The following is a 13,236-nucleotide window of genomic DNA, read 5'->3' as shown; positions in this document are numbered from 1 at the left end:
ATGTCGCCGCGCGGGAGCCTGCTCCCGCGTTGGCGTGTCTGGAGTACACGAATTTTTACAGCATGCGACAACGCTCGTGTGCTGGTGGTATGGCCGGGAATGCTCCTGCTTTTCGAGCCGAAAGTACCGCAATGAATCAAAGACCAGGATCGTTGAATTGACGTGAGTTGGGTCCGGGCCTGTATTGGGGCTCAACGAGTTCGGCAGGGCTCAGGAGAGGTTTGCCGAACGTCCTTAAGAGTGCAAAGACTTATGGCAAAGCGTGACTATTACGAAGTATTGGGTGTTGAGCGTGGCACAAGCGAAGCGGACCTGAAAAAGGCCTACCGTCGCCTGGCGATGAAGCACCACCCGGACCGTAATCCCGATGACAAAGCGTCGGAAGAGATGTTCAAGGAGGCCAACGAGGCCTACGAAGTGCTGTCCGATTCCAGCAAGCGCGCGGCATACGACCAATACGGTCATGCCGGTGTCGACCCGAGCATGGGGGGCGGCGGTGCCGGGTTTGGCGGTCAGAACTTCTCCGACATCTTTGGCGATGTCTTCAGTGACTTCTTCGGTGGCGGTCGCGGCGGTGCTCGTGGCGGCGCTCAGCGCGGCAGCGACCTGCGTTACACCCTGGAACTGAATCTGGAAGAAGCGGTACGCGGTACCACCGTGAATATCCGCGTTCCGACGCTGGTCAACTGCAAGCCGTGCGATGGCTCGGGTGCCAAGAAAGGCTCTTCGCCAGTCACTTGCCCGACGTGCGGCGGTATTGGTCAGGTCCGCATGCAGCAAGGTTTCTTCTCGGTGCAGCAGACCTGCCCGCGCTGCCATGGTCAGGGCAAGATCATTTCCGACCCGTGCAACTCCTGCAACGGTGACGGTCGCGTCGAAGAGTACAAAACCCTTTCCGTGAAAGTGCCGGCCGGTGTCGACACCGGTGACCGCATTCGTCTGTCCGGCGAAGGCGAGGCGGGCGCTCAGGGTGGTCCGACGGGCGATCTGTACGTGGTGATCAACGTGCGCGAGCACGCGATCTTCCAGCGTGACGGCAAGCACTTGTTCTGCGAAGTGCCGATCAGTTTCGTCGATGCGGCGCTGGGTGGCGAGCTGGAGATTCCGACCCTTGATGGTCGGGTCAAATTGAAAATCCCTGAGGGGACTCAGACCGGCAAGCAGTTCCGCGTTCGCGGCAAAGGCGTTGCGCCTGTGCGTGGCGGCGGTGCCGGTGACCTGATGTGTCGTGTGGCGGTGGAAACCCCGGTCAATCTGGGCCGTCGTCAGCGCGAATTGCTGGAAGAGTTCCGCAGCTCCCTGGCAGACGACAACAGCCATTCGCCAAAAACCACTGGTTGGTTCGAAGGCGTGAAGCGCTTCTTCGGCGATCTGTAAGGAGTGAGCATGCGACGTATAGCTGTGATGGGCGCCGCTGGCCGCATGGGCAAGATCCTGGTTGAAGCGGTGCAGCAACGCGCGCCGCAGACCGGTCTGACAGCCGCCATTGTTCGCCCTGGCAGCACGCTGATTGGCGTGGATGCTGGTGAGTTGGCTTCGCTGGGGCGTATCGGTGTGCCGTTGTCCGGTAACCTGGATGCGGTCGCGGATGAATTCGATGTGTTGATCGATTTCACACTGCCGGAAGTCATGCTGAAAAACCTGGCGTTCTGCCGCAAGGCGGGCAAAGCCATGGTCATCGGCACGACGGGGCTCGACGCTGCACAAAAGCAGTTGCTGGCCGAGGCGGGCAAGGACATTCCTATCGTGTTCGCGGCCAACTTCAGCGTCGGCGTGAACCTGTCGCTGAAGCTGCTCGACATGGCTGCGCGCGTGCTGGGTGATGATGCCGACATCGAAATCATCGAAGCTCATCATCGGCACAAGATCGATGCGCCTTCGGGCACTGCCCTGCGTATGGGGGAGGTGATTGCCAGTGCGCTGGATCGTGACCTGCAGAAGGTCGCGGTCTACGGGCGTGAAGGTCACACCGGTGTGCGCGAGCGTGAAACGATCGGTTTTGCCACTGTGCGCGGCGGTGATGTGGTCGGTGATCACACCGTGCTGTTCGCCTGTGAGGGCGAGCGCCTGGAGATCACACATAAAGCGTCCAGTCGCATGACCTTCGCCAAGGGCGCTGTGCGTGCGGCGTTGTGGCTGGACAGTCGTGAGCCTGGCCTCTACGACATGCAAGACGTGCTCGACCTGCGTTAAGATGCAGCCGAAACCGGGTTCCAGCATTGCGTTTGGGCCCGGTTTTATTACGCCAAGCGACGTCCTGTCGCATTCTCCGGCCTTTAAGGCTCATTGGCGGTAGACCAAAAATGCCTTTTTCTGTAAGCTACAGCTTTAGTGTGTTCACTAAAAGCGCGCAGAATAATTCAGTGAATGAGCGGGGTGACGTGTCCATACGTCACTCCGCTTTTTTACACCTGCGATCGCCCTTTCAGGCTTTATTTACGGGAGGTCTTCTTGACTAAGCCAGCCATACTCGCCCTTGCTGATGGCAGCATTTTTCGCGGCGAAGCAATTGGAGCCGACGGTCAAACCGTTGGAGAGGTGGTGTTCAACACCGCCATGACCGGCTATCAGGAAATCCTTACCGATCCTTCCTACGCCCAACAGATCGTTACCCTGACTTACCCGCACATCGGCAACACCGGCACCACGCCGGAAGACGCCGAGTCCGACCGCGTCTGGTCCGCTGGCCTGGTCATCCGTGACCTGCCACTGGTTGCGAGCAACTGGCGTAACACGATGTCCCTGTCCGACTACCTGAAAGCCAACAACGTTGTGGCCATCGCCGGTATCGACACCCGCCGCCTGACGCGCATCCTGCGTGAAAAAGGCGCGCAGAACGGCTGCATCATGGCCGGTGACAACATTTCCGAAGAAGCGGCTATCGCCGCAGCTCAAGGCTTCCCGGGCCTCAAAGGCATGGACCTGGCGAAAGTCGTCAGCACCAAGGAAACCTACGAGTGGCGCTCAACTGTCTGGGACTTGAAAACCGACAGCCACGCGACTATCGACGCTTCCGAGCTGCCGTACCACGTGGTTGCCTACGACTACGGCGTCAAACTCAACATCCTGCGCATGCTGGTCGAGCGCGGTTGCCGTGTGACCGTGGTGCCGGCGCAAACGCCTGCCGCTGACGTGCTGGCGATGAAGCCGGACGGTGTGTTCCTGTCCAACGGCCCTGGCGACCCGGAGCCTTGCGACTACGCGATCCAGGCGATCAAGGATGTGCTGGAAACCGAGATTCCGGTATTCGGCATCTGCCTCGGCCACCAACTGCTGGCCCTGGCCTCCGGCGCCAAGACCCTGAAAATGGGTCACGGCCACCACGGTGCCAACCACCCGGTCCAGGATCTGGACAGCGGCGTGGTTATGATCACCAGCCAGAACCACGGTTTTGCGGTGGACGAAACGACCTTGCCAGCCAACGTGCGCGCGATTCACAAATCGCTGTTCGACGGCACCCTGCAAGGCATCGAGCGTACCGACAAGAGCGCCTTCAGCTTCCAGGGTCACCCGGAAGCCAGCCCTGGCCCGAACGACGTAGCGCCATTGTTCGATCGCTTCATCAACGAAATGGCCAAGCGACGCTGATCGCTCGCCCTGATGCAGCAGAGCTTGAGGGCGGTCCCGACACCGGCGGCCCCCTCAAGGCTTCACAGATTGAACAAGACGGCTTGCCGACTGACCTGCGGATTTGAGTGACAAACCCATGCCAAAACGTACAGACATTAAAAGCATCCTGATTCTCGGCGCTGGCCCGATCGTTATCGGCCAGGCCTGCGAATTCGACTACTCCGGCGCCCAGGCCTGCAAAGCCCTGCGCGAGGAGGGTTACCGCGTCATCCTGGTGAACTCCAACCCAGCGACCATCATGACCGACCCGGACATGGCCGACGCCACGTACATCGAGCCGATCAAATGGCAGACCGTTGCCAAGATCATCGAGAAAGAGCGTCCGGACGCGCTGCTGCCAACCATGGGCGGCCAGACCGCACTGAACTGCGCACTGGACCTGGAGCGCGAAGGCGTTCTGGAGAAGTTCGGCGTAGAAATGATCGGCGCCAACGCTGACACCATCGACAAGGCCGAAGACCGTTCGCGCTTTGACAAGGCGATGAAATCCATCGGCCTGGACTGCCCGCGTTCGGGTATCGCCCACAGCATGGAAGAAGCCAACGCAGTGCTCGAGAAGCTGGGCTTCCCGTGCATCATTCGTCCTTCCTTCACCATGGGCGGCACCGGTGGCGGTATCGCTTACAACCGTGAAGAGTTCGAAGAAATCTGCGCCCGTGGTCTGGACCTGTCGCCAACCAAAGAGCTGCTGATCGACGAATCCCTGATCGGCTGGAAAGAGTACGAGATGGAGGTTGTCCGCGATAAGAAGGACAACTGCATCATCGTCTGCTCCATTGAAAACTTTGACCCGATGGGCGTGCACACCGGTGACTCGATCACTGTTGCGCCGGCACAGACCCTGACGGACAAGGAATACCAGATCATGCGTAACGCCTCCCTGGCGGTACTGCGCGAGATCGGCGTGGAAACCGGCGGCTCCAACGTTCAGTTCGGCATCTGCCCGGACACTGGCCGCATGGTCGTCATCGAGATGAACCCGCGTGTTTCCCGTTCTTCGGCCCTGGCCTCGAAAGCCACCGGTTTCCCGATTGCGCGTATCGCTGCCAAGCTGGCGATCGGCTATACCCTGGACGAGCTGCAGAACGAAATCACCGGGGGCGCTACTCCGGCGTCGTTCGAGCCGTCGATCGACTACGTCGTCACCAAGCTGCCACGTTTCGCTTTCGAGAAATTCCCGAAAGCCGACGCACGCCTGACCACTCAAATGAAGTCGGTCGGTGAAGTCATGGCCATCGGCCGGACCTTCCAGGAATCCCTGCAGAAAGCCCTGCGCGGCCTGGAAGTGGGCGTTTGCGGCCTGGACGAGAAACTCGACCTGGGCAACCCGGAAAGCATGAGCATCCTCAAGCGCGAACTGACCGTGCCGGGCGCCGAGCGCATCTGGTACGTGGCTGACGCCTTCCGCGCCGGCCTGTCGGTCGAAGACATCTTCGGCATGAACATGATCGACCCGTGGTTCCTGGTACAGATCGAAGATCTGATCAAGGAAGAAGAGAAGGTCAAGACCCTGGGTCTGGCCAGCATCGACCGCGACTTGATGTTCAAGCTCAAGCGCAAAGGCTTCTCGGACATGCGTCTGGCCAAGCTGCTGGGTGTGACCGAAAAAGCTTTGCGTCGCCACCGTCACAAGCTGGAGATCTTCCCGGTCTACAAGCGCGTTGACACCTGCGCTGCCGAGTTCGCCACCGACACCGCCTACATGTACTCGACTTACGAGGAAGAGTGCGAAGCCGCGCCGTCGGGCCGCGACAAGATCATGATCCTCGGCGGCGGTCCAAACCGTATCGGCCAGGGCATCGAGTTCGACTACTGCTGCGTACACGCGGCACTGGCCCTGCGCGAAGACGGTTACGAGACCATCATGGTCAACTGCAACCCGGAAACCGTTTCCACCGACTACGACACCTCCGATCGCCTGTACTTCGAACCAGTAACCCTGGAAGACGTGCTGGAAATCTGCCGGGTCGAGAAGCCGAAAGGCGTGATCGTCCAGTACGGCGGCCAGACTCCATTGAAACTGGCTCGCGCCCTGGAAGAAGCCGGCGTGCCGATCATCGGCACCAGCCCTGACGCCATCGACCGTGCCGAAGACCGTGAGCGCTTCCAGCAAATGGTTGAGCGTCTGAACCTGCGTCAGCCGCCAAACGCCACCGTGCGCAGCGAAGACGAAGCGATTCGTGCCGCGGCCAAGATCGGTTACCCGCTGGTGGTTCGTCCGTCCTACGTACTGGGCGGCCGCGCGATGGAAATCGTCTACGAAGAAGAAGAGCTCAAGCGCTATCTGCGTGACGCAGTGAAAGTGTCCAACGACAGCCCGGTGCTGCTTGACCACTTCCTCAACTGCGCCATCGAGATGGACGTGGATGCGGTCTGCGACGGCACCGACGTGGTGATCGGCGCGATCATGCAGCACATCGAGCAGGCCGGCGTTCACTCCGGTGACTCCGCATGCTCCCTGCCGCCGTACTCGCTGCCTGCACACATCCAGGACGAGATGCGCGAACAGGTCAAGAAAATGGCCCTGGAACTGGGTGTTGTCGGCCTGATGAACGTTCAGTTGGCGCTGCAAGGCGAAGACATCTACGTCATCGAAGTCAACCCGCGCGCTTCCCGTACCGTACCGTTCGTGTCCAAGTGCATCGGTGTTTCCCTGGCAATGATCGCGGCTCGCGTGATGGCTGGCAAAACCCTGAAAGAAATCGGCTTCACCAAAGAAATCATCCCGAACTTCTACAGCGTGAAAGAGGCGGTCTTCCCGTTCGCCAAATTCCCTGGCGTGGACCCGATCCTGGGCCCAGAGATGAAGTCCACCGGTGAAGTGATGGGCGTGGGCGACACCTTCGGCGAAGCGTTCGCCAAGGCTCAGATGGGCGCCAGCGAAGTGCTGCCGACCGGCGGTACCGCGTTCATCAGCGTGCGTGACGACGACAAACCACTGGTTGCAGGCGTGGCCCGTGATCTGATCAACTTGGGCTTCGAAGTGGTTGCCACTGCCGGTACTGCCAAGCTGATCGAAGCCGCAGGCCTGAAAGTGCGCCGTGTGAACAAGGTGACTGAAGGTCGTCCGCACGTGGTCGACATGATCAAGAACGACGAAGTCACCCTGATCATCAACACCACCGAAGGTCGCCAGTCGATCGCTGACTCGTACTCCATTCGTCGTAATGCCTTGCAGCACAAGATCTACTGCACCACCACCATTGCTGCTGGCGAAGCCATCTGCGAAGCGCTGAAGTTCGGTCCCGAGAAGACCGTACGCCGCTTGCAGGATCTACACGCAGGATTGAAGGCATGATCAAGTACCCAATGACCGTCCAGGGCGCGAAAGCCCTGGAAGAAGAACACGCTCACCTGACCAAGGTCATCCGTCCAAAGCTCAGCCAGGACATCGGTACGGCCCGGGAATTGGGTGACTTGAAGGAAAACGCCGAATACCACGCTGCTCGCGAGCAGCAAGGTATGGTCGAGGCGCGGATTCGCGACATCGAAGGCCGGATTCAGAATCAGGTCATCATCGACGTCACGAGCATTCCTCACACCGGTAAAGTGATTTTCGGCACCACCGTTGAAATCGCCAACGTCGAGACGGATGAGCGCGTCACTTACCACATCGTGGGTGAGGACGAGGCTGACTTCAAACTCGGCAAGATTTCGGTAGGTTCGCCATTGGCCCGCGCCTTGATTGCCAAGGAAGAGGGTGATGTGGTTGCCGTGAAAACGCCGGGTGGCGTTATCGAGTACGAGATTGTCGAAGTTCGCCACATCTGAAAGAAGGCGCCCGCTGCGTGCGGGCGCCATGCTTTGGCAGCTGACTCAGATGTTGTGGGTTGGCGGTCTGTGGCTGTTACACATTGGTCTGCTGCCGGTGCTGGGCCAAATTGGCCTGGCGCCGCTGCTGATCGACGAAATTGCAGGCATGCTGAATGCGCTGATGGTGGGTTTCGCCTCTGCGTGTGTAGTTTTTCAGGCTTTGGTGCTGGTTCAGGCCGAGGGCCTTGCTAGTCTATGGCGCGATATTCGCGGGCAACTGCTGATGATGGCGCTGTATGCGTGCGCGATGTTTTTCGCGGTGCGCATGTTTTGGCCGGATGCGGGGCGTTGGCAAGTGTTCAGCTATCTTGTTCTGGGCTTTTCCGGGCTGGTGCTGGTCTTGCAGCCGGTGCCGGGATGGAGTGGCAGGGTGCGCGAAGCACACCCTTGACCCTTGCCATCACTTGAAGCGATGGACGTTCGACAGCTGCTTGTTGACGCTGAAGTTCTTGCGGTAAATCAGTGCCATCTTGCCGATGACTTGAACCAGATCCGCTTTGCCGACCTTGCAGAGTTCTGCAATGGACGCCAGGCGCGATTCGCGATCGAGGATGTTGAGCTTGATTTTGATCAGCTCGTGATCCGCCAAAGCGCGTTCAAGTTCGGCTAACACACCTTCAGTCAAACCGTTGTCAGCCACAATCAAAACTGGTTTCAGATGGTGGCCAATGGATTTGTACTGTTTCTTCTGCTCTTGAGTGAGCGGCATAATCTGACCCCTGCGTCTGATCTTGTAAAAAGCGGCGGCCAGTTTACCCGAGCGAGTCCGGGACCGCCCAGTTAATCACGACCCGTTTTATTTTCGAGGTGGCTAGTGGCCCGTTCCAAGACAAGCCTTAAGTGGCTGCAAAGACATGTCAACGATCCCTATGTGAAGCAGGCGCAGAAGGATGGTTATCGTTCGCGTGCGAGTTACAAGCTTCTGGAGGTCCAGGAGAAATACAAGCTGATCCGTCCGGGTATGAGCGTTGTCGACCTGGGGGCGGCCCCCGGCGGCTGGTCGCAGGTCACTAGTCGGCTGATCGGTGGTCAGGGGCGTCTGATCGCCTCGGACATCCTGGAAATGGACAGCATTCCGGACGTGACTTTCATCCAGGGTGACTTCACCGAGGACAAAGTGCTCGCTCAGATCCTTGAAGCCGTCGGTAATTCGCAGGTGGACCTTGTGATTTCCGATATGGCCCCCAATATGAGTGGTACGCCTGAGGTGGACATGCCAAAAGCCATGTTTCTATGTGAGCTGGCTCTTGATCTGGCGGCTCGGATACTCAAGCCGGGTGGTAATTTCGTGATCAAGGTGTTTCAGGGCGAAGGGTTTGATGCTTACGTGAAGGACGCCCGTCAGAAATTCGACAAGGTCCAGATGATCAAGCCGGACTCTTCCCGTGGCAGTTCCCGCGAGCAATACATGCTGGCTTGGGGCTACCGCGGTCGTAGTGAGTAAATCGAGGTTTTTTTGCGGGGCGATAGGTTTTTCGTATTTCGCCTTGTGGGAATTAGCGAATATTGTGTAGGAAGTGTTTCACAAAGGGTTACAGACGGCGCCTGCCAGTGTTGTAGGTAATGTAGTAAGTTAGGCCGGTGAATATCATGCGAAGCGCGCGCCATTAGCGGCGCTTGCTTCAGAGGGTAGTTAATTGAACGATATGGCAAAGAATCTGATCCTGTGGTTGATCATCGCGGCTGTCCTGGTGACAGTGATGAACAACTTCTCCAGCCCTAACGAGCCGCAGACCCTCAACTATTCCGACTTCATCCAGCAGGTCAAGGATGGCAAGGTCGAGCGCGTAGCCGTTGATGGCTATGTGATTACCGGTAAACGCAACGATGGCGACAGCTTCAAGACCATTCGTCCTGCGATCCAGGACAACGGTCTGATCGGCGATCTCGTGGACAACCACGTGGTAGTCGAAGGCAAGCAGCCTGAGCAGCAAAGCATCTGGACTCAACTGCTGGTCGCGAGCTTCCCGATCCTGGTGATCATCGCCGTGTTCATGTTCTTCATGCGGCAGATGCAGGGCGGTGCCGGAGGCAAGGGCGGGCCGATGAGCTTCGGCAAGAGCAAGGCGCGCCTGCTCTCCGAAGACCAGGTGAAAACTACCCTGGCTGACGTTGCCGGTTGCGACGAAGCCAAGGAAGAAGTCGGCGAGCTGGTCGAGTTCCTCCGCGATCCGGGCAAGTTCCAGCGTCTGGGCGGTCGCATTCCTCGCGGCGTGCTGATGGTCGGTCCTCCGGGTACCGGTAAAACCTTGCTGGCCAAGGCAATTGCCGGTGAAGCCAAGGTGCCGTTCTTCACCATTTCCGGTTCCGACTTTGTCGAAATGTTCGTAGGTGTCGGTGCGAGCCGTGTTCGCGACATGTTCGAGCAAGCCAAAAAACATGCGCCATGCATCATCTTCATCGATGAAATCGACGCCGTCGGTCGCCACCGTGGCGCCGGTATGGGTGGTGGTCACGACGAACGCGAGCAGACTCTCAACCAGTTGCTGGTAGAGATGGACGGCTTTGAAATGAATGACGGTATCATCGTCATCGCCGCAACCAACCGTCCGGACGTACTGGACCCTGCGTTGCTGCGTCCGGGCCGTTTCGACCGTCAGGTCGTTGTCGGTCTGCCGGACATCCGCGGTCGCGAGCAGATTCTCAAGGTCCATATGCGCAAAGTGCCAATGGGTGACGACGTCGCTCCGGCCGTGATCGCTCGTGGTACGCCTGGTTTCTCCGGTGCCGACCTTGCCAACCTGGTGAACGAGGCTTCGCTGTTTGCCGCTCGCACCGGCAAGCGCATCGTCGAGATGAAAGAATTCGAACTGGCGAAAGACAAGATCATGATGGGCGCCGAGCGCAAATCCATGGTCATGTCCGAGAAAGAGAAGCAGAACACCGCTTATCACGAAGCAGGCCATGCCATTGTTGGTCGCGTCGTGCCTGAGCATGATCCGGTCTACAAAGTGTCGATCATCCCGCGCGGTCGTGCGCTGGGTGTGACCATGTTCCTGCCGGAAGAAGATCGCTACAGCCTGTCCAAGCGTGCGTTGATCAGCCAGATCTGTTCGCTGTACGGCGGCCGTATCGCTGAAGAGATGACTTTGGGCTTTGACGGTGTCACCACCGGTGCATCCAACGACATCATGCGTGCCAGTCAGATTGCACGGAACATGGTGACCAAGTGGGGTCTGTCAGAGAAGCTCGGTCCGTTGATGTACGCCGAAGAAGAGGGTGAGGTGTTCCTCGGTCGCGGCGGCGGTGGTCAGAGTGCAAGCTTCTCCGGTGAGACAGCCAAGCTTATCGACTCCGAAGTGCGCAGCATCATTGACCAGTGCTATGGCACGGCCAAACAGATCCTCACGGATAACCGTGACAAGCTCGACGCCATGGCTGATGCCCTGATGAAGTATGAAACGATCGATGCCGATCAGATCGACGACATCATGGCGGGTCGTACGCCTCGCGAACCTCGTGACTGGTCGGGCGGCACCGGTACCTCCGGGACGCCTCCGGTGGTACAGGATGAGCGTCCGGAAACACCGATCGGCGGTCCGGCTGCTGACGTTTAAGGTTTGAAATGACTTCTGTTCAGTCCTCGACCCGGTTGCCTTGCGGCAACCGGGTTCTTGATTTGGCCCAGACGCATGTCATGGGCATTCTCAATGTCACCCCTGATTCCTTTTCCGATGGCGGCCAATACAGTCAGCTCGATGCGGCCCTGCGCCACGCCGAGGCCATGGTGCTGGCCGGCGCGACGCTGATTGATGTCGGTGGTGAATCGACCCGGCCCGGTGCCAGGGCGGTTTCGCCGCTCGAAGAGCTGGAGCGCGTAGCGCCGATTGTCGAGCGCATCAACCGCGAGCTGGATGTAATTATCTCGGTCGATACTTCCACTCCAGCTGTCATGCGTGAAGCGGCGCGGCTGGGTGCGGGTTTGATCAATGACGTCCGCTCGTTGCGTCGAGAGGGTGCTCTGGATGCGGCCGCCGCCACTGGCCTGCCTGTCTGTCTGATGCATATGCTCGGTGAGCCGGGCGACATGCAGGACAATCCGCATTATCAGGATGTCACCCGAGAGGTCGGCGAGTTTCTTGTCGAGCGCATGGCGCAGTGTGCGTCAGTCGGAATTCCGGCTGAGCGGATCATCCTGGATCCGGGTTTCGGCTTCGCCAAAACCTTGCAGCACAACCTGAGCTTGTTCAAACATATGGAAGTCCTGCATGCCTTGGGGCGGCCCCTGTTGGTCGGGGTTTCGCGAAAGAGCATGATAGGTCAGGCCTTGAATCGCCCGGTCGGTGAGCGACTGCATGGCGGTTTGGCGCTCGCGGCGCTGGCTTCATTCAAGGGGGCGCGTATATTGCGCGTCCATGATGTGGCCGAAACCGTCGATGTGGTGCGGATGATCGCCGCAGTGGAATCAGCCGAATAAGAATGATGGAGCACCTATGACTAAGAAATATTTTGGCACCGACGGCATTCGTGGTCGGGTCGGCGTGTACCCGATTACTCCTGAATTCATGCTCAAGCTCGGCTGGGCTGCGGGCATGGCGTTCCGCAAAATGGGCGCCTGCAAAGTGTTGGTAGGCAAGGACACCCGGATCTCCGGATACATGTTCGAATCGGCGCTCGAGGCCGGGCTGACTTCGGCGGGTGCCGACGTGATGCTCCTGGGCCCGATGCCGACGCCGGCCATCGCCTACCTGACGCGTACGTTCCATGCCGAAGCAGGTATCGTGATCAGTGCCTCGCACAATCCTCACGATGACAACGGCATCAAGTTTTTCTCCGGCAAGGGCACCAAGTTGCCGGATGAAGTCGAGCATATGATCGAAGAGCTGCTCGACACCCCGATGACCGTGGTTGAGTCGAGCAAAATCGGCAAAGTGTCGCGAATCAACGATGCTTCGGGTCGTTATATCGAATTCTGCAAGAGCAGCGTACCGACCGGCACCAGCTTTTCGGGCCTGAAGATCGTGATCGATTGCGCTCACGGTGCGACCTACAAAGTGGCGCCGAGTGTGTTTCGCGAGTTGGGCGCCGACGTTGTCGTGCTTTCAGCGCAGCCAAACGGCTTGAACATCAATGACAACTGCGGTTCGACCCATATGGGTCAGTTGCAGGCTGCCGTTCTTGCCGAGCATGCAGATCTCGGTATTGCGTTCGATGGTGATGGCGACCGGGTCCTGATGGTCGATCACACGGGTGCTGTTGTCGATGGTGACGAGCTGCTGTTCATCATCGCCCGCGACTTGCATGAGCGTGATCTGCTGAAAGGCGGTGTGGTCGGAACATTGATGAGTAACCTGGGGCTGGAGCTGGCCCTGGCAGATCTGTCGATTCCGTTTGTGCGTGCCAACGTCGGTGACCGTTATGTGATCGCGGATCTGCTGGAGCGCAATTGGCTGGTCGGTGGTGAGAACTCGGGTCATATCGTCTGCTTCAATCACACCACCACCGGTGATGCGATCATTGCAGCGTTGCAGGTGCTGATGGCATTGCAGACTCGCTCCGAAGGACTGGCTCAAGCCCGTCAGTCGCTGCGCAAGTGCCCTCAGGTGCTGATCAACGTGCGTTTCAGTGGCGGTGCGAGCCCGCTGGATCACCCGTCGGTCAAAGAGGCCAGTGAGCGCGTTACCAAGGCCATGGCTGGGCGTGGGCGCGTGCTGTTGCGCAAGTCCGGTACGGAGCCGTTGGTGCGTGTCATGGTCGAAGGCGAGGACGAAACACAGGTTCGCGGCTACGCCGAAGAGCTGGCAAAACTGGTTACTGAAGTTTCTGCCTGAATTCGGCTTGCCAGCCATGATT

11 protein-coding genes are annotated in these 13,236 nt (G+C 58.8%); 10 read left to right on the top strand and 1 reads right to left on the bottom strand.

The features are described from left to right. The first annotated feature begins 252 nt into the window (after nt 1-252). The 6 genes from dnaJ to ACYZUC_RS16335 all read left to right on the top strand — a co-directional run bounded on the left by dnaJ (nt 253) and on the right by ACYZUC_RS16335 (nt 7,834). The gene (gene dnaJ, locus ACYZUC_RS16360; RefSeq protein ID WP_008029785.1) at nt 253-1,377 is read left to right on the top strand and encodes a molecular chaperone DnaJ; all 1,125 of its coding nucleotides are present in this window, start codon (nt 253-255) and stop codon (nt 1,375-1,377) included. A 9-nt stretch (nt 1,378-1,386) separates the two neighbouring features. Beyond that, nucleotides 1,387-2,193 carry a 4-hydroxy-tetrahydrodipicolinate reductase gene (gene dapB, locus ACYZUC_RS16355; RefSeq protein ID WP_461989311.1) on the top strand — a complete coding sequence of 269 codons (807 nt, stop codon included), beginning with the start codon at nt 1,387-1,389 and terminating at the stop codon, nt 2,191-2,193. Nucleotides 2,194-2,451: 258 nt separating this feature from the next. After that, the gene (carA, locus tag ACYZUC_RS16350) at nt 2,452-3,588 is read left to right on the top strand and encodes a glutamine-hydrolyzing carbamoyl-phosphate synthase small subunit (protein WP_461989310.1); all 1,137 of its coding nucleotides are present in this window, start codon (nt 2,452-2,454) and stop codon (nt 3,586-3,588) included. A 118-nt stretch (nt 3,589-3,706) separates the two neighbouring features. After that, entirely contained in the window at nt 3,707-6,928 is a 3,222-nt protein-coding gene (gene carB / locus ACYZUC_RS16345) for a carbamoyl-phosphate synthase large subunit (RefSeq protein WP_461989309.1), read from the top strand. Further along, on the top strand, nt 6,925-7,401 hold the full coding sequence (greA, locus tag ACYZUC_RS16340; RefSeq protein ID WP_028623125.1) for a transcription elongation factor GreA: 477 nt from the start codon (nt 6,925-6,927) through the stop codon (nt 7,399-7,401). Before carB ends, greA begins: the two co-directional genes overlap by 4 nt. A 28-nt stretch (nt 7,402-7,429) precedes the next feature. Next, nucleotides 7,430-7,834: an MFS transporter gene (locus tag ACYZUC_RS16335; RefSeq protein ID WP_461996720.1), complete on the top strand. Its 405-nt coding sequence runs from the start codon at nt 7,430-7,432 to the stop codon at nt 7,832-7,834. Nucleotides 7,835-7,843: 9 nt separating this feature from the next. Here the strand turns inward: ACYZUC_RS16335 and ACYZUC_RS16330 are convergent, their stop codons facing one another. Then, a complete protein-coding gene (locus ACYZUC_RS16330) occupies nt 7,844-8,152 on the bottom strand; it encodes a YhbY family RNA-binding protein (protein WP_007942889.1) in 309 nt (102 codons plus the stop codon). Between the two features lie 105 nt (nt 8,153-8,257). Here ACYZUC_RS16330 and rlmE point away from each other — a divergent pair, with 105 nt between their 5' ends. The 4 genes from rlmE to glmM all read left to right on the top strand — a co-directional run bounded on the left by rlmE (nt 8,258) and on the right by glmM (nt 13,214). Beyond that, nucleotides 8,258-8,887: a 23S rRNA (uridine(2552)-2'-O)-methyltransferase RlmE gene (gene rlmE / locus ACYZUC_RS16325; RefSeq protein ID WP_461989308.1), complete on the top strand. Its 630-nt coding sequence runs from the start codon at nt 8,258-8,260 to the stop codon at nt 8,885-8,887. A gap of 202 nt (nt 8,888-9,089) precedes the next feature. Further along, nucleotides 9,090-11,000: an ATP-dependent zinc metalloprotease FtsH gene (gene ftsH / locus ACYZUC_RS16320; RefSeq protein ID WP_032828773.1), complete on the top strand. Its 1,911-nt coding sequence runs from the start codon at nt 9,090-9,092 to the stop codon at nt 10,998-11,000. Nucleotides 11,001-11,008: 8 nt separating this feature from the next. Further along, nucleotides 11,009-11,860, top strand: coding sequence for a dihydropteroate synthase (folP, locus tag ACYZUC_RS16315; protein ID WP_192227692.1), 852 nt, complete (start codon nt 11,009-11,011; stop codon nt 11,858-11,860). Nucleotides 11,861-11,876: 16 nt separating this feature from the next. Then, nucleotides 11,877-13,214: a phosphoglucosamine mutase gene (gene glmM, locus ACYZUC_RS16310; protein ID WP_461989307.1), complete on the top strand. Its 1,338-nt coding sequence runs from the start codon at nt 11,877-11,879 to the stop codon at nt 13,212-13,214. The last annotated feature ends 22 nt before the right edge of the window (nt 13,215-13,236 follow it).

The sequence above is a fragment of the Pseudomonas sp. GT1P32 genome (assembly GCF_054897805.1).
Note: the sequence above shows the minus strand (reverse complement) of the source record. Positions and strands in the feature narration are given on the sequence as shown.

Bases quoted from the DNA above. Each gene is read 5' to 3' on its own strand.
- glmM (WP_461989307.1), top strand. From the start codon at position 11,877: ATGACTAAGAAATATTTTGGCACCGACGGCATTCGTGGTCGGGTCGGC.
- carB (WP_461989309.1), top strand. From the start codon at position 3,707: ATGCCAAAACGTACAGACATTAAAAGCATCCTGATTCTCGGCGCTGGC.
- greA (WP_028623125.1), top strand. From the start codon at position 6,925: ATGATCAAGTACCCAATGACCGTCCAGGGCGCGAAAGCCCTGGAAGAA.
- dnaJ (WP_008029785.1), top strand. From the start codon at position 253: ATGGCAAAGCGTGACTATTACGAAGTATTGGGTGTTGAGCGTGGCACA.
- ftsH (WP_032828773.1), top strand. From the start codon at position 9,090: ATGGCAAAGAATCTGATCCTGTGGTTGATCATCGCGGCTGTCCTGGTG.
- folP (WP_192227692.1), top strand. From the start codon at position 11,009: ATGACTTCTGTTCAGTCCTCGACCCGGTTGCCTTGCGGCAACCGGGTT.
- ACYZUC_RS16330 (WP_007942889.1), bottom strand. From the start codon at position 8,152: ATGCCGCTCACTCAAGAGCAGAAGAAACAGTACAAATCCATTGGCCAC.
- dapB (WP_461989311.1), top strand. From the start codon at position 1,387: ATGCGACGTATAGCTGTGATGGGCGCCGCTGGCCGCATGGGCAAGATC.
- ACYZUC_RS16335 (WP_461996720.1), top strand. From the start codon at position 7,430: ATGCTTTGGCAGCTGACTCAGATGTTGTGGGTTGGCGGTCTGTGGCTG.